The sequence below is a fragment of the Vibrio bathopelagicus genome (assembly GCF_014879975.1).
GTDB classification, from domain to species: Bacteria; Pseudomonadota; Gammaproteobacteria; order Enterobacterales; family Vibrionaceae; genus Vibrio; species Vibrio bathopelagicus.
Genome location: NZ_CP062500.1, coordinates 2324863 through 2349504, shown reverse-complemented (window position 1 = coordinate 2349504; position 24642 = coordinate 2324863). Strand labels below are relative to the sequence as shown.

The following is a 24642-nucleotide window of genomic DNA, read 5'->3' as shown; positions in this document are numbered from 1 at the left end:
CCCATGCTAAGTTCCTTCTATCAGCCTTACCTTTAGCTCCGAAGGCAGCTGATTATTATTGGTATATATACAGTCAAACTGCTCTAGTGACGCCACCTTTAGAGCTGCAAAACGGCCCCATTTACTTGCGTCAGCTACGAGCCAACTTTCACGGCTGTTTTTGATAATTGATTTTGAAAGGTCGGCTTCAACCTGCTCATGTTCCATAGCGAAATGGCTGTCTGTTACTGAACCACAACCACAAATGCCAATGTCGGCTTCAAAATCGGAAAAGAAGTGGACCACGCTACTTCCCACCATGTCTTGGTGTTCTCTTCGAAATAAACCGCCCGCTAAATAGACTTCAATCTGCTCGTTTGCTTCGAGGATTCGAGCGACTTGCAGGTTATTGGTGATCACTCGTAATGCTGGCTTCGCCAATAAGTACTGTGCGATACGAGTGACAGTTGTGCCAATGCCCATCATTACCGTTGAACCTTCAGGAATTGCGTCTGCAACAGCCATGGCGATACTGTCTTTCATTTCTGATTCAACGCCAGCGCGGAATCGATAACTGGTGTTGGTCAGCGTTGTCGGTAAGCTCACGCCTCCGTGAACTCTTCGCGCTAAACCTTGCTCGCATAAGTCATTTACGTCACGACGAATGGTTTGAGTAGTGACCGAAAATAGCTCTGCTAAATGATCGATCTGCACATCTTGATTTGCTTTAAGCGTCGCGAGTATTTGTTTTTGGCGGTGGTTCAATTCCATAGAAGCTCACTAAAATTTATTTGGTACGTCGGTGATGATGTTATCAACACCTAGATTGAGATATTTGCTCGCCAATTTGGGGTCGTTTAGCGTCCATATTTTTAGTATTGCACCTGAAGCCTTGATTGTTTTGGCGGTCTGTTCATCAAGTATTCTGTGGTCAATATGAATGCTATATAAGTCGAGTTGCTGGAGTGATTCAAGGCTGAAATCATTCCATACTTCGCAGATGAATCCTCGTCTAACTTCGGGCATTAACTCTTGGCATAGACTTAACGCATCCTTTTTGAAGCTTGAGATGAGCAGTTTCTCGCTAGGGAAGTTCTTTTGCTTTATCAGCGCAATAACTTGCTCAACTAAAGGTTTGATCGCCTTATCGTCATATATCTTGATCTCAAGATTCAGAGTTAGACCGAGTTCTAGGCACTTGTCTAGCGCTTCACTTAATGTCGGAATCGAGGTTCCTACAAACTCACGACCAAACCAACTGCCAGCGTCTAAAGCCTTGAGTGCCGACAGATCTAAATCTGCAATATTCCCAGTCCCATTAGTACAGCGGTTCACCGTTTTATCATGAAAAACCATAGGAATACCGTCGGAACTGAGTTGGGCATCAATTTCAACCCAGCCTGCACCGGCTTTCGCTGCTTGCTCAATACTGACTAACGTATTTTCTGGTGCTAAAGAAGCGGCACCGCGGTGGCCTGTAATCATAATGTATTCTCGATGTTCATTTGAAAATTTAGGGGACATTAGCTTTATTTTATTACAGTTTTATTATCGATAGGCTATATCACCCCATTTTAACTGAGAGCTGGTTAAAAGAAGTCGGTTAGAGTTTATACAATAGTGAGACCTTATCCTCAATGTGTTCAAGTGGCTAAGGTAAATGTTCATATGAATGTAATAATTCACTTACATACTCTACGAAAACTTAATAACACCCTCTATATTTAGAAAAGATAGCCACGATAAGGTGATTAAAAGATGAAAAAGCTATTAGGTACAGTAATTATGGCCGCAACGTTACTTGTTGGTTGTGGTGAAGCTGACAAGGCCGGAACGGACGCTAAAGACGAGCCGATCAATATCAACATGAGCCTTGTGTTCACTCAAAACGAGTTGTTAACCCAAGAACTCATTAAAGCGACCGATAAAATACGCGAAAGAACCGAAGATTCGGTAAATATTAAAGTTTTTCCTGGTGGTCAATTACCGGTTTATAAAGACAACTTGGAGCAAGTCGTTAACGGCGCGAACTGGATTGCCGTTGAGGATTTAACCTACCTGAGCGATTACGTACCAGACTTCGCTGCACTGGCAGGTCCAATGTTGTACAACACGTATGATGAATATTTAGCGATGATGGATACGGAATTTGTCGCGGGCTTGAAGGCTAAAGCTGAAGAAAAAGGCATTAAAGTATTGAATGCAGACTACATGTTTGGCTTCCGTCACATGATCACTAATAAAGAAATAGTGAATTCTGAAGACATGAAAGGGATGCGTATCCGTGTTCCACAAAGCCAGTTGTTTATCAGCACGCTTTCAGCAATGGGTGCGGCTCCAGCTTCTTTGCCATTCCCAGAAACCTATGCCGGTGTTCAACAAGGCGTTGTTGATGGCCTTGAAGGTTCGATTTTGACGATGTACTCAACCAAAATCTACGAAGTAGCGAAGAATATGTCTTTGACTAAACACTTCCTAGGCACGGTTGGTATCTATATTTCACCGACTCTTTGGGACAAGTTTACGCCAGAGCAACAGCAAATCATCAATGAAGAGCTAGAAGCCGGCGCGGAATCTAATACTGCAGAGCTGGTTAAGCTTGATGTTGAATACACTCAAAAACTTGAAGAGCTAGGCGTTACGTTTAATGAAGTTAACTCGGATGAATTCAATGAGTTGACAGCTGACGTGTACAACCAATTCCCAACATGGAGTGAAGGTATACACGCAACGATCATGAAAGAGTTGGAAACGATTCGAGCTGAACAGTAATTCTGCGAATGTAGATTAATTCGTTAATGAAGACGGCCTGATTTCCTTCAGGCCGTTTTATTCCTGAAGTAACCGATGTGATGTTGGGTATTTCATTGGAGAAGTCTTTTGTTTTTATTGAAAAATATTGAAGAAATCCTCGCCTCTATTGCTATTTCGATTACCGTTTTAGTGGTCATTATTAATGTTGTTTTACGTTATGGGTTTGGATTTGTTGTCCCTTGGAGTGAAGAGCTCTCGGTTATTTGCTTCATATGGGCTGTCTATTTAGGCATTAGTTCCTGCTATAAACATAAGCTCCACATGGGTGTTGATGTGGTGGTCGCCATGCTGCCAGAAAAAGCAAAAATCCCGTTTAGGTTATGTGTTTCTGTCTTCCTACTGGCTCTGAACATTCTGATGGCTGTTCTGAGTTATCAATACTTGATGTTATCCAACAAGGTAACGCCAGTGATGGGCATGTCATATTTTGCTATCAATGGTGTGTTGTTACTTTGTTTTTCATTGATGGCAATCCACACGGTTCGATTCATCGTCAGCGATATCGCTTCTCTAAAGCGCTCTTTTAAGTAGGTACGATTAATGGAAAGCTATCTTCCAATCCTCATTCTTTTTGTTCTGTTTCTATTGAATATACCCATTGCTTTTTCATTGATCGCGTCGGCGATGGTGTACTTTCTCTTTATCAATGACTCGATTCCCGTCAGCTTGGTAATGCAGCGCTTTATTAGCTCGACAGAGTCATTTCCTTTGTTGGCTATTCCCTTTTTTATCATGGTCGGCTCAGTGATGAATTATGCGGGGATCAGTAAAAGTTTGTTGGCGTTTGCAGACTCAATGATTGGTCATAAAACGGGTGGTCTGGCGCAGGTTAATGTGGCGCTGAGTACGTTAATGGGCGGTATTTCAGGCTCTGCGAATGCCGATGCTGCGATGCAATCGAAGATTCTTGCACCTGAAATGACCAGCGTGGTTATGATCTGCCATTCACGGCGGCTGTAACAGCGGCATCATCAAGTATCAGCCCAGTTATTCCACCGGGTATTAACTTAATCATCTTTGCCCTGTTGGCGAATGTCTCAGTTCATCAGATGTTTATTGCGGGTTATGTTCCTGCATTTTTGATGGCGTTGTCGCTGATGGTGACTATTGCGTTCATTGCTCGTAAGCGTCGTTACAAGCCTTCTCGTTCTGAGCCAGCGTCTGCCAAAGAGCGCTTTCATTATTTTCTTAAAGCGATTCCCGCACTGTTGATTCCTTTCGGCATTATTCTGGGCATGCGTTTTGGTTTATTTACGCCGACAGAAGCGGGGGCAATAGCAGTATTGCTTTGTGCGATTATTGGGTTTTTTGTTTATCGTCAGCTCGGCTTTCGACATATCCCGCTCATCATGCGTGAAACGGTGCAGGGCACCAGTAGTGTGATGTTTATTATTATCGGAGCGATGGTCTTCGGTTACTACATGACGCTTGAGCAAATTCCGCACAATGTTGCGTCTGCTTTGATAGAGCTTACCGACAACAAGTTAGTCTTGTTGCTATTGATTAACGTGCTGTTGCTTGTTGTAGGGATGTTCATCGAAGGTGGGGCAGCGATGATTATCTTAACGCCGTTATTGCTTCCGGCTGTGCTCAACTTAGGCGTAAACCCAGTTCACTTCGGCATTATCGTGATCGTCAATATTATGATTGGTGGTGTGACGCCACCGTTCGGTTCGATGATGTTTACTGTATGTTCCATCTTGAACGTTCGTATGGTCGATTTTGTAAAAGAAGTAGTGCCTTTACTACTCGCTTTATTGTCGGTGTTGATGTTGCTGACTTTCTCTGAAAGTTTAGTGATGTTTTTACCGAATTTACTTTAACACTAATAAGTTAGTTTATATTTGAGGGTGTAGAAATGAATTCGGTAACGAATGATTTAGACCAAAATTGGAAAAGCGTTGATTGGGTACTGACGGATGTCGACGATACCTTAACTTGGCAAGGACAGTTGCCACCAGAAACATTGGTGGCCTTGAAGGCGCTAAGAGATGCGGGGAAAAAGGTCGTGGCTGTAACGGGCGCTTGTGCGGGTTGGTGTGATCATATCGCGCAATTATGGCCTGTGGATGCGGTTCTTGGTGAGAACGGGGCATTCATTATGGAAAAGCAGAATGGTTACCTTACGCTACGATCTCAGACGCCTTTAGAAGACGTCAGAGCGGAGCAGCAGCGCCTGAAGGCAGAGGTCTTAGACATTCTTAATGATTACCCAGAGTTGTCTTTGACGCTCGACCAGTCTTATCGCTTATGTGAAGTTGCGATTGATATTGGCCAGAATCGCCCTCGAGTCGATGATGCCATTATTGAAGAAATCGTTTCTAAGATTCACGCGTTAGGTGCACATGCGACAGCAAGCTCAATTCACATTAATGCTTGGTATGGTGATCACTCAAAAAGAGCCACTTCAACGGCCTTTTTAAAAGAGAAAGGGTTGTCTGATGAAGAAATACTCCAACATGCCTGTTACGTTGGCGATTCCATGAATGACCAGTTTATGTTTGAAGCACTACCTTTCAGTGTTGGTGTAGCTAACATTAAGCACTATTGGACCAAGTTATCGCATCACCCAGTTGTTGTGATGCAGAAACCCGGCGGATATGGTTTCGCTGAGTTCACTGATAAATTATTGGCGTTGAAATAGTCGTTATTCATTTTTAGTCAGCAATAAGCAATCATCAACCAGCAGTACAAAGGCGATAACGAAAGTTGTCGCCTTTGTTTTACTTGGATCAGATAAAACACCTAAATAGCCGATCAACCATAGTCTTGAAGTGACTCGGTGCACAAGTTGATGAGGGCAAGCCCTATCTCGTCAAATTGGAATATAGGTTAATGCCGAATTTATGAGACGCTTGTTCTTAGTGTCACTTTAATCACAAGGAAGTTGAATGCACCACTTTAATATCCGCGCGCTGGAATACCTTAGTGCTTTATCGAAATACGAGTCGTTACGTAAGGCGTCGAAGATGTTGAATGTTGATCCTGCAGCTGTGAGTCGTATGCTGTCCCAACTTGAAGATCAGGTTGAGATGAAGGTGTGGGAGCGCAATAACCGTCAGTCCTATTTAACGGAAGCGGGAAATGAGTTGTTGAACCACTATCGCACCATTATAAGAGGTGAAGCGGCAGTATTAACTCAATTGACCAAGCTTAAAAACCTGACTGGTGGTAGCGTCAGTATTGCGATAGGTGAAGGGTTTATCACCAATTTAGTGTCTGAGCCGATGCAGACCTTTATGACCCGTTATCCAGACATCAATTTGTCGATAGAAATAGCCGGTGCTCTTGATGCAGTTAAGATGCTTGAAGATCAGCAGATCGATTTTGCCATCACTTACGCAGCAGCACCGCATCCAAAACTACGAACGCATGTGGAACGCAGTCACCCACTAGAACTTATCGCCCCGAAAGGGCACTTTCTGACGATGAAAGAGACACCTGTGACACTGCAAGAAATCACAGATGTGTCGCTGGCTTTGATCGATACATCGACAGGCATGGGACGATTAGTAAAACACGCCGAGCAAATGTCGCATTTTAATCTCCAACCCAAATTACAAACCAACTCGGTTACTGCACTGACTAACTTTGTTGTCGCGGGGCTTGGTGTCACTTTTATGCCCAAGCTGACGGTTCTTGAAGAGATAGAATCAGGCCGGATAGAAGTTGTGCCGACTGAGATTGAGGTGTTATCCAAAGCGACCGTTAAGGTGCAATCTTTGAAAGGAAGAGAGTTGAGTATTCAAGCCGAAACCTTCCTTGATTTCTTAATGGAGAACACGTCTTTTTTACGTAGCGATGCCCACGCTATCGTTTTGTAATCCCGGGTATTTCTTTTAATTATACAGTGATGACTTTTTATCAACGCCAACTGTATTGTTAAGTCAATGCCTGCCCAATAAAGTGTCCGAAAGTTACAAGAATGTTGCGTGACATAAAAGGCGGATGCAATGGAAGTTATCGTTATTGGCAGTGGTGTTATTGGGTTGACTAGCGCATGGTATTTGGCGAAAGAGGGTCACTCGGTGACGGTTATCGATCGTCAAGATAGCAGTGGTAAGGAAACCAGTTTTGCGAATGCTGGCCAAATCTCTTACGGCTACTCCTCCCCATGGGCCGCCCCCGGAATCCCTTTAAAAGCGATGAAGTGGTTAACCCAAGAGCACGCGCCATTAAAAGTGAAACCGTCACTTTCCCCTGAATTGGTTTCTTGGGCGACCAAGATGCTCGCCAATTGCAATGAAGCCAAATACGCACAGAATAAATCTCGTATGTTGAGAGTGGCGAATTACAGTCGTGATTGTCTGACCCATCTCAGAACCAGCGAAGAACTGGCTTATGAAGGCAGGCAGAAAGGGACACTGCAAGTGTTTCGAAGCGAGAAGCAGTTGGACGCTATTCAGCAGGATATGAAGTTGCTAACAGAGAGTGGAATCGAGCATTCGCTGTTTGAAGTCGAGCAGTGTTTGTTGGTTGAACCGGGATTAGCTGACGTGAAAGACAAGCTGGTGGGCGGCTTATACTTACCTCATGATGAAACGGGTGATTGCCATCAGTTCTGTTTAGCCTTGACCGAAAAAGCGAAGAAGCTTGGTGTTCAGTTTGTGTTTGATACTGAAGTGGTCAAGCTCAATCATCAGAATCAAACCATTGAGAGTATCACCACGACCCAAGGTGAATTCAAAGCGGACGCTTATGTGGTGGCTTCGGGCAGTTATTCTCGTGATTTACTCAAGCAAGTCGACCTGTCTATTCCTGTGTATCCAGTCAAAGGATATTCACTGACATTGCCTATCATTAATGCGGAGAAATCACCGACTTCTACCGTGATGGATGAAACCTATAAGGTGGCGATGACTCGTTTTGATGACCGTATTCGTATTGCAGGAACGGCAGAGCTTGCTGGTTTTGATTACCTGATTCCGGAAAAACGCAAAGCGACGATTGATATGGTGATAAAAGACCTGTTCCCGCAGGCGGGGGACTTCTCCAAGGCAGAGTACTGGACTGGGTTAAGGCCAATGACGCCAGATGGCACGCCTATTATCGGCAAAACGCCAATTAAGAATCTGTTTACTAATACGGGACACGGAACGTTGGGATGGACGATGGCGTGTGGTTCAGGAAAGTTGTTAGCGAGTGTGGTTAGTGGCTCTCATAGCGATATTCAATCAGACGACTTGAGTCTTCATCGTTACATTTAGTTCATCAAAATACTTGGTCATACGAATCAGCCCATGTTTATCATTATGTATGGGCTGATTTGGTTTTAGAGTTGCTGCTTATCTGGTCGTGGTTTCTAACACATGAGTGAATCGTTGCCATGATTTTTGGTCAGCTTCATTTTGGTAATTATTGGAGCCGAATACAGTGAATGCATGAGGAGCTCCGCTGTAGGTGATCATCTCATGAGGTACTTTTGTCGCCTCTAGTTCCGCAGCAAGGTTGCCAAAATCTTGCATTGAGATCATGGCGTCAGCGGTTCCGTGGAACACGACAACCGGCGCTTTGGTTTGTGAGTAGTCTTGCTCTTTTGGTGTCGACAACCCACCATGGAAAGTGACATAAGATTTCGAAGGGATGCCCGCGCGTGCGGCTTCTAACACAGCGGCTCCGCCAAAGCAGTATCCCATCATCACGTTGTTATCTAAGTTACCACCAAGCCTTTTTGCTTCCATTGCTCCTGCGTTAAGTAGCGCACGCATTTTTTCTCTGTCTTTATACAACTCGCCGGTGTGTTGTTTTTTGTCTTTCACTTCTGTTGGGCGAATGCCTTTACCAAATAGGTCGATGGCGAACACGTTGTAACCGAGTTCGTTGAGCATCTCAGAACGTTTCTTTTCGTAATCGGTTAAGCCGTCCCAATCATGTACTAGCAGCACCAAAGGCGCTTGGTCGCTGGCCTCACTCCAATAACCTTCATACTCTATGCCATCAACCTGGTAGATGACGTTTTCTCCAGACAGTGCTGAAAAGGGAAGTAAAACCGAAAACAGACCTAGCGTAGTGAGTGTTCGCATACGTTATTCCTTCAGATGACAAGTGGCAATCCAATGGAAAGTATAGATAACGTTATGACTCTCGCCAGATTTCTGTTTCTAATTTGAAGTGTAATGTTAGAGGTAAATATTGAAGGGAAATGCATTAAACAACCATTACATATGAAGTGTGATGGTTGTTTAACGGAACGGAAATTCAAATAGCTTGAGTTAGAAGTAGAGAGAACAATTACCAGGACGCGTTAGTCGTGCTGCTGCACATATCTGGATATTTACGCTGATAGCGAGGCAACATAGACTCATTACCTAAGATGCCGCCTTGATGGATATAGATGATGGTTTTGTCTGGGTTATCTTCTTGCCACTGCTCTAAGCACTGCCACATCAATGGGTCATATAGCAGGTCGAACTCAATGTCGGTTTGCTCTTGAAGGTCTAACCAAGTTTGATAATCCTGCTGATACAATTTACCAAAGTGGTGTTTGGCTTTGAGCGGTAAGATCTGTGGGTGATCGGTTTCGCCAAGTTCATTGAATTGTTGTGTTAGGTAATCATCGCCGCCGACACAAGCGCAGGTTAGGACTGGGATGTTGTGCAACTTTAAGTGCTTATGAAGATACAGTGCTGTGCTACCTGTACCAGCGGGCAGTGCAACCACAAAATCGTGCTTGTTTTCGAAGCGAGTCCAACTCAGTATCTCCATCGCCAGTTGCTTAACACCATACTCAGAAAGTTGAGAGCGGCCACCTTCTGGCAAAACAATACAGTGGGCGTCTGCTTGTCTTACTTGCTCAATGTACTTTTGTGGATGAAGTTCAGAGCCTATCTCTTTAACGGAAATAACCTTAGCCCCAAGATCAATAGCGCCACGGTAGTTGCCTATTGGGCGTTCTTGTAGCCACTGGGGAAGGTGGTCGACGTAAAACTCAAGCGTCCAACCTTTGATCTTTGCCAGTGCCGCGAGTGAGAACAGAGAATTAGCCTGCGCAGAGCCATAGCTGATCAAGGTTGTTATTTCAGGATGTTCGTCTTCCAATAGCTTCATGAATTTACGCGCTTTGTTGCCGCAGAAATGGGAATGAAGCTGATCGTCACGCTTTAAGAAAAAGGTGTGCTCATTGTATTGATGCTGAGTTACAGGGCTATTATTTAGTTTCATCGCACTTAGACAAAATGCTGACTAAGGAGCCTGCATTTTTAAATCAAATAGGACCAACGAGTATCTAGTAGCTAGCGAGCGCTGTAAACCAACTAAATCAAGTTTTCGTCGGATATTGAACTGAGTACTACGAGTTTATCTGCTCTGGTATGGACAAGGGAGAATCGGTTTGAAAGTCGATTTTCGCGGTGCATCCACCACAGCTGCGATTGAACAATTCAAAGTTCCAATGGAAGCGCTGACACAAGTCATCGACAATCAACAAGCCTAGCCCATGACCATTTGGGTTGTATTGTTCCTGAAGGCCTTCGCCTTGATCTTCAATCACAAGATTATCTTGGGAGAGGGTGATGGTTACAGTGCCGCTATTGGTTGCTGCAATCGCATTTCTCAACAAGTTGCCGACCAACATGTTCATGATCGCGCTGGTGGCTTGAATGGTTGGTTCTGATTGAACTTGTAAGGTTACCTCGACTTCCTTCTCGTCTGCTTGTAACGAGTTTTTCGAAACGATCGTCTCTAGCTCTTGCTGACTAAACAAGCGTAGTGGTTCATCGTCACTGTTCCTTTCATAACGAACGAGACCAAGCAGGGCATCGACCATTTCTGACATCTGAACAATGGCGTCATCGATACGTTCAACCTGGCGAGATTGAAATTCAGTTGTTTCACTGCGAAGGAGCAGCTTATTCGCCCCGCGAGCAACGGTCAGCGGGGTTCTCAATTCATGACTTGAATAGCGAGCAAAGGCTTGTTCGCGCTTGAGTAGGGAGTTGATTTCTCGACGATATTGATTGAGTTGATCCGTCAATTGACGAAATTCCACCGCTGCATCGTCACTCACCCCGAACTCTTCGTTTAGGTTGAGCTTATTCGATTCAAGCTGTTCAGACAGGGAATTAAAAGGCTCAATCAGTCGCTTAGATAGTCGATAAAGCAGTGCCCCAAAGCTAAAAATCAAAATAGAAAGTAGTGCCAGTACAAAAGTGGTGGCATACACTAATTCGTAGATATCAAGTTCAACGCGGTCTATCTCGGAAAGCAGGATGATCGGGTGGGTCTCGCCCTCATCAGAATACTCACCTACATACATCATGCGTGATTCTGGCTCTTCTCCGACCTCGCCAACAAAGCTTTCTTTACCTTCAATGTACTTCAAGTATTCGGGAGGTAAGAATGAAATATCGTTGTAGGCAATGGTCAGGTCATCAATTCTCAACGCGCCACTCTCACCAGCTTGGAATAAGCCAACCGCATAGTTGCGGTCGATCAGGATACGCCTTTCACCTACTCGATCTTCTGATAAATAAAGTGCTGCTACAAAAACAACATAGACGAATGCAGACACAATCACGGCCATTAACCCAAAGAAAACCGCTAAGCGGCCAGTTAGGGTTTTGGTACTGGTGAGAACATTTAAAATCAATTCGATGACTCCATACGGAATCCTACTTTAGGGACGGTAATCAACATTTGGGTGTCGAAAGGCTTGTCGAGTTGATTACGTAATTGATAGATATGGCTACGTAACACATCGTTGTTGGGCTCGTCTTCTTCCCAAAGTTTGTATGAGATATCTTCGCGAGTGACCACTTCAGGTGCGCTTTGGCAAAGCATCTCAAGTATGGTGTAAGTGGTTGGGTTTAGCGCAAGAAGCTTGTCTTGGCGGTAAGCTTTACGGGTTTTTTGGTCGATGGTGAGTTCACCAAACTGAAGCTTAGAAGAGGCGACTTTTCCTCGGTAACGACGAACCAGCGCGTTCATTCTCGCTTCTAAAATATCCAAATCAAAAGGCTTGGTAAGGTAATCATCGGCGCCATGTTCAAAGCCTTTTAGCATATCGTCTCGGCTATCCAATGCAGTCAACATCAAAATAGGTGTCGCGTTGCCTTGATCTCGCAGTTTATTACAAACCGTTAGTCCGTCCATTCTCGGCAGCATTAGATCTAATATGATGATATCAAATGAGTTTTCCATTGCGAGTTGCAGGCCAAGTTCGCCGTTGTCCGCATAATCGAGTTCCATACCAATACACTCAAAGTAATCAAACAAGACACCTGCAATTTCACGGTTATCTTCGACTAATAGAACTCGTTTCATTTTGATTCTCATACAGAAATAGACAGTAACATTATCCTGAGTGAGCGTGAAAAATATGTCAATAACATAACTTTCACTTATGGGAGGGTAGATTGGCTTCAGATTAAAAAATAGAAGAACGTATTATGTCTGAACTTCATATTAGCCACCCTAAGATATCTACATCGCAGATTAATCCTGCGGTATCTCTGTCTATCATTGTGCCTTTCTACGATGAACAAGAGGTGTTGGAAGAGTTCCACTCGCGCCTCACTAAGGTTCTCGATAGCTTACCGATTACGAGCGAGATTGTTTATGTTGACGATGGCAGCAAAGACAACAGCTTGGACTTGGTGAGTTCATTTACTTCAATCAACAGTTCAATTTCTGTTATTGGTTTAAGCCGTAATTTTGGGAAAGAGTCAGCCATGAGTGCTGGCCTTGAACATTGCCGTGGACAAGCCGTGATTCTGCTCGATGCAGATCTGCAAGATCCACCGGAGCTGATTCCGCAAATGATCGCGAAATGGCGCGAAGGCTATGACGTGGTCAATATGCAGCGCAGCCAACGTGACGGTGAAACGTGGTTCAAGAAGTTTTCAGCGGCAAGCTTTTACAAAGTAATGAACGTGGCTGCGAAGATTGATGTGCCTGAGAACGTGGGCGATTTTCGACTGTTAAGCCGCGAAGTTGTCGACCATATCAATCAACTTCCAGAACGTAACCGTTACATGAAAGGCATTTTTTCATGGCCAGGATTCCGACAAGCGACGCTCCAATTTAAGCGTGATGCTCGCTTCTGCGGTGAAACGAAATGGAACTACCTCAAGCTCATTGGATTGGCGATGGATGGTATTACCTCATTCTCGATTCGTCCACTGCGCATCGCTACCGCATTGGGAGGGTTAGTTGCGCTGACTGCTTTTGTGTATGGGATGGTCATCGTGTTCAAAACCATGATGTTTGGTGAGCCTATCACGGGCTACCCATCAATGATGGTCGTTCAGCTTGCCCTTGGCGGCATTCAACTTCTGAGTATTGGTTTAATGGGAGAGTACATAGGTCGTATTTTCATTGAAACCAAGAATCGTCCTTTGTATCTGATCCAATCGGTGGTCGATACACCTGCATTAAAAACACATTTTAAATTAGAGGAGTCAGCATGAGCCTGAACCGAACGCACCTATGGTACTTGTTGGCTTTTGCATTGGTTCTAAGGCTTTTATCTCTGGCGACTTACCCATTAATGGACACCACAGAAGCGCGCTATGGCGAAATGGCTCGTTTAATGGTGGAAACAGGGAACTGGTTAACACCGCAGTTTGATTACGGTATTCCTTTTTGGGGTAAGCCACCGTTGTTCACATGGATGAGCGCTATCGGCATTGAGTTATTCGGTTTGAGTGAGTTCGCCGTTCGCGCACCACATTGGTTGGCTGGCGTAGCAACGATTTTGTTGACGGCTTACATGGCGAAACGAACTGGGCAAAGTGCGTTGGTTGCCGCGGTGGTGTTGGCGACATGCGGTATTTTCTCAATTGCGGCGGGTGCTGTGATGACAGACATAGCATTAACCTTGGCGATGACCATTGCCATGTTAGGTTTCTATCTATGTTGGAAGGGAGAAGGTAGTGCGAAGACCAATAGATATTGGGGTTATGTTGGTTTTATTGGTTTAGCTCTAGGCTTGCTTGCAAAAGGGCCGGTAGCGATTGTCATCATGGGTATCGCAGTATTCCCTTGGTTGGTCTTACAACACGGTTTCTTTGGCGCTTTTAAGGTGTTGTGGCAACGCTTTCCATTGTTGTCTGGTCTAGGTGTGATGCTAGCGATCGCGCTGCCGTGGTACATCATGGCTGAAATGGCAACGCCGGGTTTCATTGATTATTTCATCGTTGGCGAGCACTTTAAGCGTTTTGTTGTGAGTGGTTGGGAAGGGGACCTTTACGGTTCAGCTCACGATGAAACACGAGGCATGATCTGGGTGTTCTGGATTCAAGCCGCTGCTCCTTGGTCGATTGTATTGCCTATATTAGCGTTTGCTCGACGTAAGAAAATTGCAGAAATTAATACTGAAAATAGAGGTTTGTTTTCATTCCTTGTGTGCTGGCTGATTTCGCCTCTTATCCTTTTCACTATGGCGGGCAATATTCTCCCAGCGTATGTCCTACCTGGTATTCCAGCCCTTGGTTTGCTGGTTGCTATACTTGTTGTAGAAAAAGATAAGAAGTGGTTCTCGAGTGTGGCTTTGGTTCTGCCAGTGTTGCTGATGATTGCGATGGTTTACCTGAACCTAGGTAAGGCAAACGAAAAAAGTGACCGTATCATCTTCGAACAGATCACCGATTCATCACCGAGTTTTTATGTAGGAAAGCGACCGTTCTCAGGGCAATTTTATAGCCATGGGCAAGCGAAGAAGCTACTTGATATCGGGCAACTAGACGGTATCGACAAGTTCTATTTGATTGGTAAAAGAGCGGAAGTAGAAACCAAGATTAAAGACAACGCGTTAACGTGTATTTTGGAACCGACGGTGAAAATAAAGCGTGCTTTGTTCAGTTGTCATAGCCAAAACATCAAACCAAATTTGTCGTTGAGTCACATTCGAAGTGAAAGTGATGTTCAGCGTTAACTCAGGGCTGCGAATGATCAATTACAAGCTTCAGACACAAAGCCGAAGGCTTCAGTCCCATCACAAGATGGTTCGGTTTGCAGTGGTTGGTGTTGGCGGGTTTGTTGTTGATTGCCTAGTGTTTTCATTGCTGCATTACGTTGTTGGGTTGCCTTTAATGACTGCGCGAATTGGCTCCTTCATTGCTGCTGCAACGACAACGTGGTTTGGGAATCGTGTGCTGACCTTTGAGTTTAAAGGGCAGGGTAGTTGGTCTGAAAAATTGATCCAGTGGCAAAAGTTCATGTTCTCAGCTTCTATATCTGCGGTACCTAATTTACTGTGTTTTAAGCTGATGACGGAATTACTGCCTGCGTTTACTGGGGCTGTGTTTATCGCAATGGTCGTTGGAATCTTGGTTGGTATGGTTACTAACTATCTGTTTAGTCAGTATTGGGTTTTTACCCGTTAGACAAGAAAGAAAAAGGCAAGTTATCCAATGACTTGCTTTTTTATTGAACATTGACTATTGAAGACGATTGGTCATTCTAACTTTGTTCTTTACCTTCGTTCGCTTGTGTAGGTTGAGTTGGCTTTGTTTGAGCCGCTTTTAACTGCCAATTCTTTATCCCGTAGCAGGCTAAGCCCAAACACAGTCCCCAAAATGCACTGCCAACGCCAGCAAAGTTAATCCCAGAAGCAGTCAGCAAAAAGGTGAGTAACGCCGCTTCTCTATGTGTGTCATCAGCAAGTGCTGTCGTCAGGCTGTTCGCAAGCGTCGGTAACAAGGCCAGCCCTGCAATGGTAATAATGATGGCTTGCGGAACCGATGAAAACAGAGAAACAAAGGTTGTGCCTAATACCCCTGCCAGCAAATAGAAACCACCCATCGCTAATGCTGCTTTGTAACGACTTTTCGGGTTTGGGTCAGCGTTGGGGCTCATGCATATTGCCCCTGTCAGAGCCGCCAAGTTAAAGGCAAAACCACCAAAGGGAGCGAGCAACACACCGGTAACGCCTGTCGTGGTGATAATTCGTGACGCTGGTGGGTTATAACCATTAGCTTTCAATACGGCGAACCCAGGCAGATTTTGTGATGCCATTGTCACCACAAATAACGGAATCCCAACACTCAATAAAGACGCCAAATCAAAATCTGGTGTGATGAACATTGGTTGAGTCAGCGTTAAGCTCACATCCGATAAATCGAGCTTTCCCGCGACCCCGCTCATTATTACTGCAAGCATTAAAATAAAAGGAATCAATAGATTACCAAACTTAGGTTTGGCAAAAATATACGCGGCTAACATGGTGCCGATGATAATGGCCTCTTGAGACAAAGAGGTGAAAATTCCAATTCCAAACATCCACAACACACCAGCCAGCATCGCAGAGGCAATCGATGTGGGTATTCGTTTAAGCAGCGTATCAAAGATGCTAGTTAGACCGGTAATGGTTATCAGCAGTGAGCTAAATAGGAAGATAGCCACTGCTTGTTCAACGGTGAGTCCATCCAACGAGGTGATCAGTAATGCAGCGCCCGGTGTCGACCACGCAGTCACTATTGGTTGCTTGTATCGCCACGACAATAGAATCGTCGACACGCCCATGCCAATTCCGAGCGCCCAAAACCATGAAGCAATCTGCTGCTGGTTGGCTCCTGCACTGGTCGCCGCTTGGAAGATGATTGCTGCCGCACTCGCATAACCGATAAATACCGCAATAAAACCAGTACTGAGGTGAGAAAACTTAACCTGACCCATACTAACCACTCTCGTTGTGCGTTATAACATACATAGAACTTAACTTAGCACTTGTGCGTTATAGCGCACAAGAGTTATTTGTTTGAATTTTGTTCGCGATAACTTTAAGCACGAGCAAACTTAAATAGGTAGATGAACGAAAACATGCCGAAGAACATGAATGTGGAAACTAGCTTTAACGTAAAAGAGAGTTTGAGTGACCAAAACGACGTGCAAGTCAGCCACAACCTAAAGCGAATTCGTAAAGAGAAAGGGTGGAGTCTCGACGCGACTGCCAAAGCGACTGGTGTCAGCAAAGCGATGTTAGGGCAGATTGAACGTGGTGAATCGAGCCCAACCGTCGCGAAGCTATGGCAAATCGCCACTGGTTTGAACGTTTCATTCTCGAGTTTGATTTTGTCTTGCTCTAGTAATGAGCTGGTGAGTTTGTTCCGAGACGCAAATGAATTGCGTGATGAAAGCTTGAATGAGGGCTTCTCGGTCAGTGTTATTTTTCCGTTTGAGCCCTCTGTGGGTTTTGAAGTGTATGAGTTGGGATTAGCTGAAAACTATGAGCACTTTTCTGAGCCGCACAATGCCGGAGTGACCGAGCATATATTGTGTATTGCAGGACGTATGGCGGTGTTCTTCGATGATGACTGGCATGAACTGAGCCCGGGGCAAGCGGTACGTTTTAACGCTGAGCAACCTCATGGTTATAAAAACATCGGCACAGAGAAAGCGGTTTTCCACGACATTATCCATTACCCCGACCAATGGCAGCGTTCGTAGGTTCATTGCTTGAAACCATTTGGAAAATCTTCCAGACACAAAAAAGCGCAGCTAAATAGCTGCGCTTTGTATTTTTTACGATAGCGAAGTAAATGGGTTCGCTATATTAACGCTGTGTGGCGCGCTGGCGATTCTTTCCGTTACCCGAAGGTTTGCCACCTTGACCATTGCCCGCTTTGCTGCGGTTTGGCTTGCCATTACCGCCGCCGTTGCCTTGCGATTGCTGACTACCAGGGGCTTTTTTGATGAAGCCAGTCGCTGGCTTATTCGCGTTACCATTACCGTTCTGCTTTCCGTTGCTTTGGCTACCTGTTGGCTTCTTACCACCCGGTTTAGGTTTATTGCCACCAGGCTTATGGTTACGAGGGCTTTCGCCGCCAAGACCCGGTTGAGATTTACTGTGCTTAGTTGCAAAACGTTGTGAGCCATGACGACCAGACTTACGACGCTGTGCCGGTGTCTGAGCTTCAAAATCTTCTTCTGGTACTAGGCAGTTTATTTTGTCACCAATTAGGTGCTTTTTGCCCATACTGATCAGTGCTTCACGGATGATTTTCCAGTTTTCTGGATCGTGGTAACGAAGCAATGCTTTATGCAGACGACGTTGACGATCGCCTTTTGGCACTGGAACATCTTCACGTTTTTTGTATTTCACGCGCTTCAGAGGGTTGGTCTCTGAGTAGTACATCGACGTTGCATTACACATTGGCGATGGGTAGAAGTTCTGTACTTGGTCACACTCGTAGTTATGCTTTTTCAGCCACAACGCAAGGTTAAGCATGTCTTCATCTTCCGTGCCCGGGTGAGCAGAGATGAAGTAAGGAATTAGATACTGTTTTTTACCAGCTTCAGCGCTGTACTTCTCGAACATCTCTTTGAAACGATCGTAAGTACCCATACCCGGTTTCATCATCAGATCCAGAGGGCCTTTTTCAGTATGCTCTGGAGCAATCTTCAGGTAACCACCAACATGGTGAGTCACAAGCTCACGTACGTATTCTGGAGATTCAATCGCAAGGTCATAACGAACGCCTGATGCGATCATTACTTTCTTGATGCCCGGAACCTTTCTCGCTGAGCGGTAAAGGTCAATGGTGTGCTGGTGGTCTGTGTTCAGTTTTTCACAGATTTTAGGGAACACACATGATGGGCGACGACAGTTAATTTCAGCTTTAGGATCAGAACAACCTAAGCGATACATGTTCGCTGTTGGGCCACCCAAGTCAGAAATGGTACCGGTAAAGCCAGGTACTTTATCTTTAATATCTTCGATTTCATCCAAGATCGATTCTTTCGAACGGTTCTGAATGATACGACCTTCGTGCTCTGTGATTGAACAGAAAGAACAACCACCAAAACAACCACGCATGATGTTAACCGAGGTTTTGATCATGTCGTATGCAGGAATCTTTGCTTTGCCATACATAGGGTGAGGAACACGCTTGTACGCAAGGCCAAACACGTAATCCATCTCTTCAGTAGCAAGAGGAATTGGTGCTTGGTTTACCCATAGCTCGCGGTCACCGTGACGTTGAATAAGAGCACGACCCGAATACGGGTTGGTTTCTAGGTGCAAAATACGGCTAGCGTGAGCGTAAAGAATACGGTCGTTATTTAGCTTTTCGAAACCAGGGATACGAACCGCGGTTGTTTTTGCATCGTGACGAGAAGGACGAATGGTAATCGGCTGCGCCTTTACTTCTTCTTTTTCATCTTTCTTGGTATCACACTGCGTTTCTACTTCGTATGGGTTAACCGGAACGTAGGCTTTGTTCGGTTTTTCGATACGAGAAGAATCGATAATTTTGTAACCTTCAGGCGCTGCTGGCAAGTTGATTGCTGTACCGCGAATGTTAGTTAGGTTGCTGATCTCTTCACCATCAGCAAGGCGGTGTGCAACTTCAACCAGCGCACGCTCGGCGTTACCGAAAAGAAGAATGTCTGCTTTTGCATCAAACAATACAGAGCGACGAACTTTATCAGACCAGTAGTCGTAGTGTGCAACGCGACGTAAGCTTGCTTCAATACCACCAAGTACGATTGGTGTGCCTTTGTAGGCTTCACGACAACGTTGAGAATAAATCAGAGTTGCACGGTCAGGACGCTTACCACCTTCATTGTTTGGTGTGTAGGCATCGTCGTGACGAAGTTTGCGATCAGAGGTATAGCGGTTGATCATGGAATCCATGTTACCCGCAGTGATGCCGAAGAATAGGTTAGGTCGACCCAGTCCCATGAAGGCATCCTTACTGTCCCACTTTGGTTGGGCAATGATGCCCACGCGGAAACCTTGAGCTTCAAGTAAACGGCCAATGATAGCCATACCAAAACTCGGGTGATCGACATAAGCGTCACCAGTTACAATAATAATGTCACAGCTATCCCATCCAAGAGCATCCATCTCCTTTCTACTGGTAGGCAAAAAGGGTGCTGTTCCGTAGCACTCGGCCCAGTATTTTTTGTGTTCGTGAATAGGAGTGATATCGCTGTACATATTTCAACCTCTGATTTTTGAGGCGGGAATTATAGCGGCATGAGGCTAGACTAGCCAGTAGAACATGCCCCTGTTAGTTCTGATGTCTTTTTGGATTTAGTCGTTAACCACCACCCGCCACACCATAGAACAGCATAGTAGAAGCGTAGAGTCGTGTCGCTAATTTGTGATTTTGATTAGTGTTCGGGGTAGTTTTTGATATTATTCGCGAAAATAAGTCTGAATAAGTAGATCCACAATGGTCGAATCATTATTAGTACAATTTGCTCCCATGTTATTAGGAGCCCAACTGATCTTAACTTTAATCTTAGTGAAGGGTGATATTTGCCCTGGTCAACGTGGCCGTATTCACAAGATGTTACCTGCGATTGGCGTGCTTTGGCTTGCTGTTGCTTCATTAAGAATTGAAGCGTTTTTGATCGTATTCGCTATCTTTTACTTCTATTCTCAAGTTCAAACTAAGAAGACACGTGACTCAGGCCCTATCTGGGTGATGTACCTTGCGTGTGGTTTGGCGCTGTCATACGTCGCTATCCAAGCAAGCGAACAGGTAAATCCAGTCGGTATTATTGCGACTGTGTTGCTGGTGGCTTTACTGGGTGCTTCTTTCGGACATTTACTGCTGACTATCGCAAGAACGCGCTTACAAGCATTTCACCGCGTTCTGCCTGTTGTGGGTGTATTAAGTGGCATGCTGGTGGTGTTGGTGACCGTGATTAACGTTTATTCACTGTCGGAAGCGCAATTAGAACCTGTTATTTCAACCTTGTTGTTTAGCTTTGCTTTGCTTATCTCTTCTATCGTGGTTTGGTGTTGGCATTTACTGTTTGTCAAAACACCTGAGAAGCTGCAGTTAACGATAGCATTGCTGATGTTATTAGCGTCAGTGATTGGCTTAACACCGGTTTGGGCGTTGTAAGAGGCAGTCGAGTTCTCGAAACTTTTCGTTGATAAAATCCGTTGTAGCGAAAGAAGTGTGATCTGTTTTTAAGCATGCGGCTAGTAAGCGTTCTAAACTTAATTCTAATCGCGTGTTCGTTAGGAGTTCAGGATGGATTTAAGCAACGTCAAAGGTTTCGATAGCATTATCTTGCTCGGAATCGTCAACGAAAAACTTCGTTTGGAATGTGATAGCTTTGAAGAGCTGGTCAGCATGTATGAAATGGATATAGAAAGTGTCGTCGGTAAGTTGGATATGCTTGGCTATCAATACGATCCATTGACCAATCAGTTCAAGTCTTATCCAAGATAAACATCGATTGGCGCGTCATTGTTCGTGTTCAAACAAGTATCGTCCACTAATCGTTGATACTGAATTGATACTGAGAAAAAAGTCACAGATTATCTGTGACTTTTTTGTTTCTGCCGATTGCTTTTGTCTTGCATCTAACGTCGAGCACAGGCTTATTTAACCCACCATAAATATCGTTAAACGACTTCAATGCCATCTAGGTGGCTCTTACTTTGCTGCCTTGCCGTGCTAAAGAAAGCCTGCAGATAACGTTTGTCTTTCTCAGAGTTTCTCACTGCTGCAAATAGTCGTCTTGAAAGCCCTTTGCCCAATGGCTTACTGGCGATTAACCCTTGTCTCGAAAATTCACTGATCGCCCAATTTGGCAATGCCGCAACACCTAAACCAGCCGATACCATTTGCACCAACATCAATGTGTTGTCTGCCTGTTTCCATTTCTTCGGCTCTACGCCTGCGGGTTGCAAAAAGTGCTTCACAACATCAAGACGCTGTTTTTGAACTGGGTAAGAGAGCATCGTGATATCACTAAGATCTTGTGGTTCGATGCTTTGCTTGTCTGCCAAAGGTGAGTTAATAGCGGTGATTAAACGCATTTCGAAATCAAAGAGCGGTTCGTAATGGACCTCTGAACGCGGTTGAATGTCCGAGGTGATCACTAAGTCCAATTCCCCAGCCATCAAAGCAGGTAAAGGTTCAAAACCAAAGCCTGATGAGAAATCGAGCGTCACACTTGGCCAAGCAATTTGGTACTCCTTCAAAGCAGGCATTAACCATTGGAAGCATGAGTGACATTCGATCGCCATGTGTAAACGACCATTCACATCCTCTTTCAGGCTCGCCAGTTCGTTCTCTGCTTTAGCAATTCTTGGTTGTATCTCATCTGCGAGCTTAAGCAAGATCTCACCCTCAGAGGTGAATTTTACGGGCCTAGTTTTACGCAGGAAAAGCTGACCACCAATACGAGCCTCAAGGTCTTTCAATTGGTGAGAAAGCGCCGACTGAGTCAGATGAAGAGAAGTCGCAGTGGCAGTAAGCGAGCCGCTATCTCTCAAGGTGGTCAATGTTCGAAGGTGTTTAAGCTCTATCATGAGTATTCCTCATATTCCCTAAGCCAATTCAATATTTCTTAATAATCACCCTACGGTGTTTTTGATCTTTTGTAAACGTCTAGATGTCCAGATGGATTTAAACTGTTCATCTTTAGATGATTCAAGATGAATATTATTAATAAACAAGATGAATATTTGGACGTTGTCCATAGATCGAATTAAGGCGATAGTTTAGCCATCCAGACGCCTTTGTGAGGAAGTGAAATCATCAAAGGCCGTCTGACTGGAAATTAAAATTATCGAATAAGGAAAAGACTCATGACGACAACAACGCATATTCTTGGCTACCCACGTATTGGCGAAAAAAGAGAACTGAAATTCACGCTCGAGAAATACTGGCGCGGTGAGATTGACCAATCAGAACTTAAGCAGCTCGGCAGCGAGCTAAGGAATCGTAACTGGAATGTACAAGCCGACGCGAATCTAAGCTTTGCAACTGCGGGTGACTTCGCATGGTACGACCATGTTCTGACAACTACTCTACTTCTAGGCCACGTTCCAAAGCGTCATGCTGGTGGTTCCGACGGTGAAAAAGCCTTTCCAGATTTAGATACCTTGTTCCGCGTTGGTCGTGGTCAATCTCAAACACAATCAACCTGCTGTGGTAGTCAACATGGTTTGGAAAATGGATCAAAAGACAGCTCGGCAGCGTCTGACATGACCAAGTGGTTCAACACTAACTACCACTATATTGTTCCTGAATTCAGTAAAGACGACTCGTTCGAAGTGAGCTGGCCACAGCTGTTTGACGAAGTGAACGAAGCGATAAAAGCAGGACACAAAGTTAAGCCTGTACTTCTCGGCCCGCTGTCTTACTTGTACCTAGGCAAAGAAGTGGAAGAGGGCTTTGACCGCTTAACTTTGTTGCCTCGCCTTCTTACTGCCTACCAAGCAATTTTGGCTAAACTTTCCAAGTTAGGTGTTGAGTGGGTGCAAATCGATGAGCCTATCCTTTCTCTGGAACTTGAAAAGCGTTGGGCTGATTCATTCAAGTTGGCTTATCAAGTGATTCAAGGCGATGTAAAACTGCTGCTTACGACTTACTTTGATTCGGTGACTGACACGTTAGATAAAATCATAGAACTGCCCGTCAATGGTTTACACATCGACTTGGCTGCAGCACCGCAGCAACTTGATGAAGTGGTAAACAAGTTACCGAAAGACTGGGTGTTGTCTGCAGGTGTCATCAACGGACGCAATGTTTGGCGAGCAGACTTGGCTACTCAGCTAGAGAAATTACAACCAGTGAAAGAGAAGTTAGGAGACAAGCTGTGGGTGGCAAGCTCATGTTCGCTGCTGCACAGCCCGGTTGACTTAGAGTTAGAAGATTCACTTAGCGAAGAAGTGAAAAGCTGGTTTGCTTTCGCGAAACAGAAAGTGACCGAGGTGAGCTTATTGGGTGCGGCGCTAGACGGCGATCAAAATGCTATTTTAGCGTGTGAGACTTATAGCCAACCGATTGTTGCCCGCAAGAGCGCGACTCACGTAAACAAGCCTCAGGTACAAGAGCGCCTTAATACCATCACTAAAGCGTTAGCTGAGCGAAGTGCGCCTTATGCAGAACGTGCGGCGCATCAGTCTGAAGTTCTCGGTCTACCGTTGTTACCAACCACAACAATTGGTTCCTTCCCACAAACAGGCGAGATCCGTGTTCAACGTAGCGCCTACCGAACTGGTCAATTGAGTGAAGCGGAATACACGACTGCACTTAAAGGTCACATCGCGGATGCGGTCAAACGTCAAGAAGCACTCGATTTGGATGTGTTGGTGCATGGTGAAGCTGAACGTAACGACATGGTGGAATACTTTGCAGAAAACTTAGCCGGCTTCCAAACCACCAAATTTGGTTGGGTACAAAGCTATGGTTCTCGCTGCGTAAAACCTGCGATTGTGGTTGCGGATATCGAACGTGAAAAACCAATGACGGTAGAATGGTCGACCTATGCTCAATCTCTGACGTCAAAGCAGATGAAAGGCATGCTCACTGGGCCTGTCACTATCTTGTGTTGGACATTCCCACGTGAAGACATCTCACGTAAAGAGATCACCAATCAATTGGCGTTTGCGCTGCGTGATGAGGTGTCGGATTTGCAAAATGCAGGGATCAACATCATTCAAATCGATGAGCCTGCTATTCGTGAAGGCCTGCCGCTGAAAAAACGCGACCATGCAGAATACTTAGAGTGGGCGGTCGATGCCTTTAAGATTTCAGCAGCGAGTGCCAAGCCAGAGACTCAAATCCACACACACATGTGTTACAGCGAGTTCAACGAGATCATTGACTCAGTGGCTGCGCTAGATGCCGATGTGATTACCATTGAGACCTCTCGCTCGAACATGGAACTACTGAAAGCGTTTGAAGAGTTCAACTACCCGAATGCGATTGGCCCCGGTGTTTACGACATTCACTCACCAAACATTCCTTCAGAAGAGTGGATTGTTGATTTACTTAAGAAAGCGGCAGAAAAAATCCCAGCAGAACGTTTGTGGGCAAACCCTGATTGTGGTCTGAAGACGCGTAACTGGGCAGAAACAGAAGCGGCACTGACCAATCTTGTATCGGCGACAAAGACACTGCGCAAAGAGTGGGAAGCCGCAGAAGCTTAAGC

General features: G+C 45.0%; 21 protein-coding genes and 1 pseudogene. 13 read left to right on the top strand and 9 right to left on the bottom strand.

Translation table 11 applies throughout. The features are described from left to right. Positions 1 to 6: 6 nt before the first annotated feature. The gene (locus tag IHV80_RS10365) at positions 7 to 750 is read right to left on the bottom strand and encodes a DeoR/GlpR family DNA-binding transcription regulator (protein WP_192888992.1); all 744 of its coding nucleotides are present in this window, start codon (positions 748 to 750) and stop codon (positions 7 to 9) included. 9 nt (positions 751 to 759) lie between these two features. Then, positions 760 to 1464 carry a glycerophosphoryl diester phosphodiesterase gene (locus IHV80_RS10360; protein ID WP_192888991.1) on the bottom strand — a complete coding sequence of 235 codons (705 nt, stop codon included), beginning with the start codon at positions 1462 to 1464 and terminating at the stop codon, positions 760 to 762. Positions 1465 to 1737: 273 nt separating this feature from the next. Here IHV80_RS10360 and IHV80_RS10355 point away from each other — a divergent pair, with 273 nt between their 5' ends. From IHV80_RS10355 to IHV80_RS10330, 6 genes and pseudogenes are all read left to right on the top strand, one after another. Beyond that, on the top strand, positions 1738 to 2751 hold the full coding sequence (locus IHV80_RS10355) for a C4-dicarboxylate TRAP transporter substrate-binding protein (protein ID WP_192888990.1): 1014 nt from the start codon (positions 1738 to 1740) through the stop codon (positions 2749 to 2751). A 108-nt stretch (positions 2752 to 2859) separates the two neighbouring features. After that, entirely contained in the window at positions 2860 to 3324 is a 465-nt protein-coding gene (locus IHV80_RS10350; protein WP_192888989.1) for a TRAP transporter small permease, read from the top strand. 9 nt (positions 3325 to 3333) lie between these two features. Next, positions 3334 to 4616, top strand: a pseudogene (locus IHV80_RS10345) (TRAP transporter large permease). 35 nt (positions 4617 to 4651) lie between these two features. Continuing rightward, complete coding sequence (locus tag IHV80_RS10340; protein WP_192888988.1) at positions 4652 to 5437, top strand: HAD-IIB family hydrolase; 786 nt, start codon at positions 4652 to 4654, stop codon at positions 5435 to 5437. Positions 5438 to 5684: 247 nt separating this feature from the next. Further along, positions 5685 to 6617, top strand: coding sequence for a LysR family transcriptional regulator (locus IHV80_RS10335; protein WP_192888987.1), 933 nt, complete (start codon positions 5685 to 5687; stop codon positions 6615 to 6617). Between the two features lie 129 nt (positions 6618 to 6746). Then, on the top strand, positions 6747 to 8000 hold the full coding sequence (locus IHV80_RS10330) for a D-amino acid dehydrogenase (protein ID WP_192888986.1): 1254 nt from the start codon (positions 6747 to 6749) through the stop codon (positions 7998 to 8000). A gap of 78 nt (positions 8001 to 8078) precedes the next feature. On the opposite strand, the gene IHV80_RS10325 is transcribed toward IHV80_RS10330, so the two are convergent. From IHV80_RS10325 to IHV80_RS10310, 4 genes are all read right to left on the bottom strand, one after another. After that, positions 8079 to 8816, bottom strand: coding sequence for a dienelactone hydrolase family protein (locus IHV80_RS10325; RefSeq protein ID WP_192888985.1), 738 nt, complete (start codon positions 8814 to 8816; stop codon positions 8079 to 8081). Between the two features lie 208 nt (positions 8817 to 9024). Further along, positions 9025 to 9954, bottom strand: a complete 930-nt coding sequence (locus IHV80_RS10320) for a pyridoxal-phosphate dependent enzyme (RefSeq protein WP_192888984.1) — start codon at positions 9952 to 9954, stop codon at positions 9025 to 9027. Between the two features lie 127 nt (positions 9955 to 10081). After that, complete coding sequence (locus IHV80_RS10315; protein ID WP_192888983.1) at positions 10082 to 11380, bottom strand: sensor histidine kinase; 1299 nt, start codon at positions 11378 to 11380, stop codon at positions 10082 to 10084. Next, entirely contained in the window at positions 11377 to 12054 is a 678-nt protein-coding gene (locus IHV80_RS10310) for a response regulator transcription factor (protein ID WP_192888982.1), read from the bottom strand. Before IHV80_RS10310 ends, IHV80_RS10315 begins: the two co-directional genes overlap by 4 nt. A gap of 125 nt (positions 12055 to 12179) precedes the next feature. Here IHV80_RS10310 and IHV80_RS10305 point away from each other — a divergent pair, with 125 nt between their 5' ends. From IHV80_RS10305 to IHV80_RS10295, 3 genes are read left to right on the top strand one after another with little or no spacing between them, the layout of a single operon-like run. Continuing rightward, positions 12180 to 13199: a glycosyltransferase family 2 protein gene (locus IHV80_RS10305; protein ID WP_192888981.1), complete on the top strand. Its 1020-nt coding sequence runs from the start codon at positions 12180 to 12182 to the stop codon at positions 13197 to 13199. After that, positions 13196 to 14665: an ArnT family glycosyltransferase gene (locus tag IHV80_RS10300; protein WP_192888980.1), complete on the top strand. Its 1470-nt coding sequence runs from the start codon at positions 13196 to 13198 to the stop codon at positions 14663 to 14665. Before IHV80_RS10305 ends, IHV80_RS10300 begins: the two co-directional genes overlap by 4 nt. Beyond that, positions 14652 to 15116 carry a GtrA family protein gene (locus tag IHV80_RS10295; RefSeq protein WP_192888979.1) on the top strand — a complete coding sequence of 155 codons (465 nt, stop codon included), beginning with the start codon at positions 14652 to 14654 and terminating at the stop codon, positions 15114 to 15116. The genes IHV80_RS10300 and IHV80_RS10295 overlap by 14 nt, the downstream gene beginning before the upstream one ends. 76 nt (positions 15117 to 15192) lie before the next feature. Here IHV80_RS10295 and IHV80_RS10290 read toward each other — a convergent pair whose 3' ends face one another. Next, positions 15193 to 16407, bottom strand: a complete 1215-nt coding sequence (locus IHV80_RS10290) for a benzoate/H(+) symporter BenE family transporter (protein WP_192888978.1) — start codon at positions 16405 to 16407, stop codon at positions 15193 to 15195. Between the two features lie 132 nt (positions 16408 to 16539). Between IHV80_RS10290 and IHV80_RS10285 the strand changes: the two genes are divergently transcribed. Then, positions 16540 to 17178 carry a helix-turn-helix domain-containing protein gene (locus IHV80_RS10285; RefSeq protein WP_192888977.1) on the top strand — a complete coding sequence of 213 codons (639 nt, stop codon included), beginning with the start codon at positions 16540 to 16542 and terminating at the stop codon, positions 17176 to 17178. A gap of 106 nt (positions 17179 to 17284) precedes the next feature. On the opposite strand, the gene IHV80_RS10280 is transcribed toward IHV80_RS10285, so the two are convergent. Continuing rightward, complete coding sequence (locus tag IHV80_RS10280; RefSeq protein WP_264158437.1) at positions 17285 to 19579, bottom strand: YgiQ family radical SAM protein; 2295 nt, start codon at positions 19577 to 19579, stop codon at positions 17285 to 17287. Between the two features lie 331 nt (positions 19580 to 19910). Between IHV80_RS10280 and IHV80_RS10275 the strand changes: the two genes are divergently transcribed. Beyond that, complete coding sequence (locus IHV80_RS10275) at positions 19911 to 20591, top strand: hypothetical protein (RefSeq protein ID WP_060982398.1); 681 nt, start codon at positions 19911 to 19913, stop codon at positions 20589 to 20591. A gap of 132 nt (positions 20592 to 20723) precedes the next feature. Further along, positions 20724 to 20924 carry a DUF4250 domain-containing protein gene (locus IHV80_RS10270; protein WP_017076390.1) on the top strand — a complete coding sequence of 67 codons (201 nt, stop codon included), beginning with the start codon at positions 20724 to 20726 and terminating at the stop codon, positions 20922 to 20924. Positions 20925 to 21100: 176 nt separating this feature from the next. Here IHV80_RS10270 and IHV80_RS10265 read toward each other — a convergent pair whose 3' ends face one another. Beyond that, positions 21101 to 22012, bottom strand: coding sequence for a LysR substrate-binding domain-containing protein (locus IHV80_RS10265; RefSeq protein ID WP_192888975.1), 912 nt, complete (start codon positions 22010 to 22012; stop codon positions 21101 to 21103). A gap of 279 nt (positions 22013 to 22291) precedes the next feature. Here IHV80_RS10265 and metE point away from each other — a divergent pair, with 279 nt between their 5' ends. Next, positions 22292 to 24640 (top strand): 5-methyltetrahydropteroyltriglutamate--homocysteine S-methyltransferase, encoded by a 2349-nt coding sequence (gene metE, locus IHV80_RS10260; RefSeq protein WP_192888974.1) that lies wholly within the window; start codon positions 22292 to 22294, stop codon positions 24638 to 24640. Positions 24641 to 24642 lie beyond the last annotated feature (2 nt).

Coding starts and splice junctions, on each gene's coding strand:
- IHV80_RS10365 (WP_192888992.1), bottom strand. CDS start 750: ATGGAATTGAACCACCGCCAAAAACAAATACTCGCGACGCTTAAAGCA.
- IHV80_RS10360 (WP_192888991.1), bottom strand. CDS start 1,464: ATGATTACAGGCCACCGCGGTGCCGCTTCTTTAGCACCAGAAAATACG.
- IHV80_RS10355 (WP_192888990.1), top strand. CDS start 1,738: ATGAAAAAGCTATTAGGTACAGTAATTATGGCCGCAACGTTACTTGTT.
- IHV80_RS10340 (WP_192888988.1), top strand. CDS start 4,652: ATGAATTCGGTAACGAATGATTTAGACCAAAATTGGAAAAGCGTTGAT.
- IHV80_RS10335 (WP_192888987.1), top strand. CDS start 5,685: ATGCACCACTTTAATATCCGCGCGCTGGAATACCTTAGTGCTTTATCG.
- IHV80_RS10330 (WP_192888986.1), top strand. CDS start 6,747: ATGGAAGTTATCGTTATTGGCAGTGGTGTTATTGGGTTGACTAGCGCA.
- IHV80_RS10325 (WP_192888985.1), bottom strand. CDS start 8,816: ATGCGAACACTCACTACGCTAGGTCTGTTTTCGGTTTTACTTCCCTTT.
- IHV80_RS10320 (WP_192888984.1), bottom strand. CDS start 9,954: ATGAAACTAAATAATAGCCCTGTAACTCAGCATCAATACAATGAGCAC.
- IHV80_RS10310 (WP_192888982.1), bottom strand. CDS start 12,054: ATGAAACGAGTTCTATTAGTCGAAGATAACCGTGAAATTGCAGGTGTC.
- IHV80_RS10305 (WP_192888981.1), top strand. CDS start 12,180: ATGTCTGAACTTCATATTAGCCACCCTAAGATATCTACATCGCAGATT.
- IHV80_RS10300 (WP_192888980.1), top strand. CDS start 13,196: ATGAGCCTGAACCGAACGCACCTATGGTACTTGTTGGCTTTTGCATTG.
- IHV80_RS10295 (WP_192888979.1), top strand. CDS start 14,652: ATGTTCAGCGTTAACTCAGGGCTGCGAATGATCAATTACAAGCTTCAG.
- IHV80_RS10290 (WP_192888978.1), bottom strand. CDS start 16,407: ATGGGTCAGGTTAAGTTTTCTCACCTCAGTACTGGTTTTATTGCGGTA.
- IHV80_RS10285 (WP_192888977.1), top strand. CDS start 16,540: ATGAACGAAAACATGCCGAAGAACATGAATGTGGAAACTAGCTTTAAC.
- IHV80_RS10280 (WP_264158437.1), bottom strand. CDS start 19,579: ATGGATGCTCTTGGATGGGATAGCTGTGACATTATTATTGTAACTGGT.
- IHV80_RS10275 (WP_060982398.1), top strand. CDS start 19,911: ATGGTCGAATCATTATTAGTACAATTTGCTCCCATGTTATTAGGAGCC.
- IHV80_RS10270 (WP_017076390.1), top strand. CDS start 20,724: ATGGATTTAAGCAACGTCAAAGGTTTCGATAGCATTATCTTGCTCGGA.
- IHV80_RS10265 (WP_192888975.1), bottom strand. CDS start 22,012: ATGATAGAGCTTAAACACCTTCGAACATTGACCACCTTGAGAGATAGC.
- metE (WP_192888974.1), top strand. CDS start 22,292: ATGACGACAACAACGCATATTCTTGGCTACCCACGTATTGGCGAAAAA.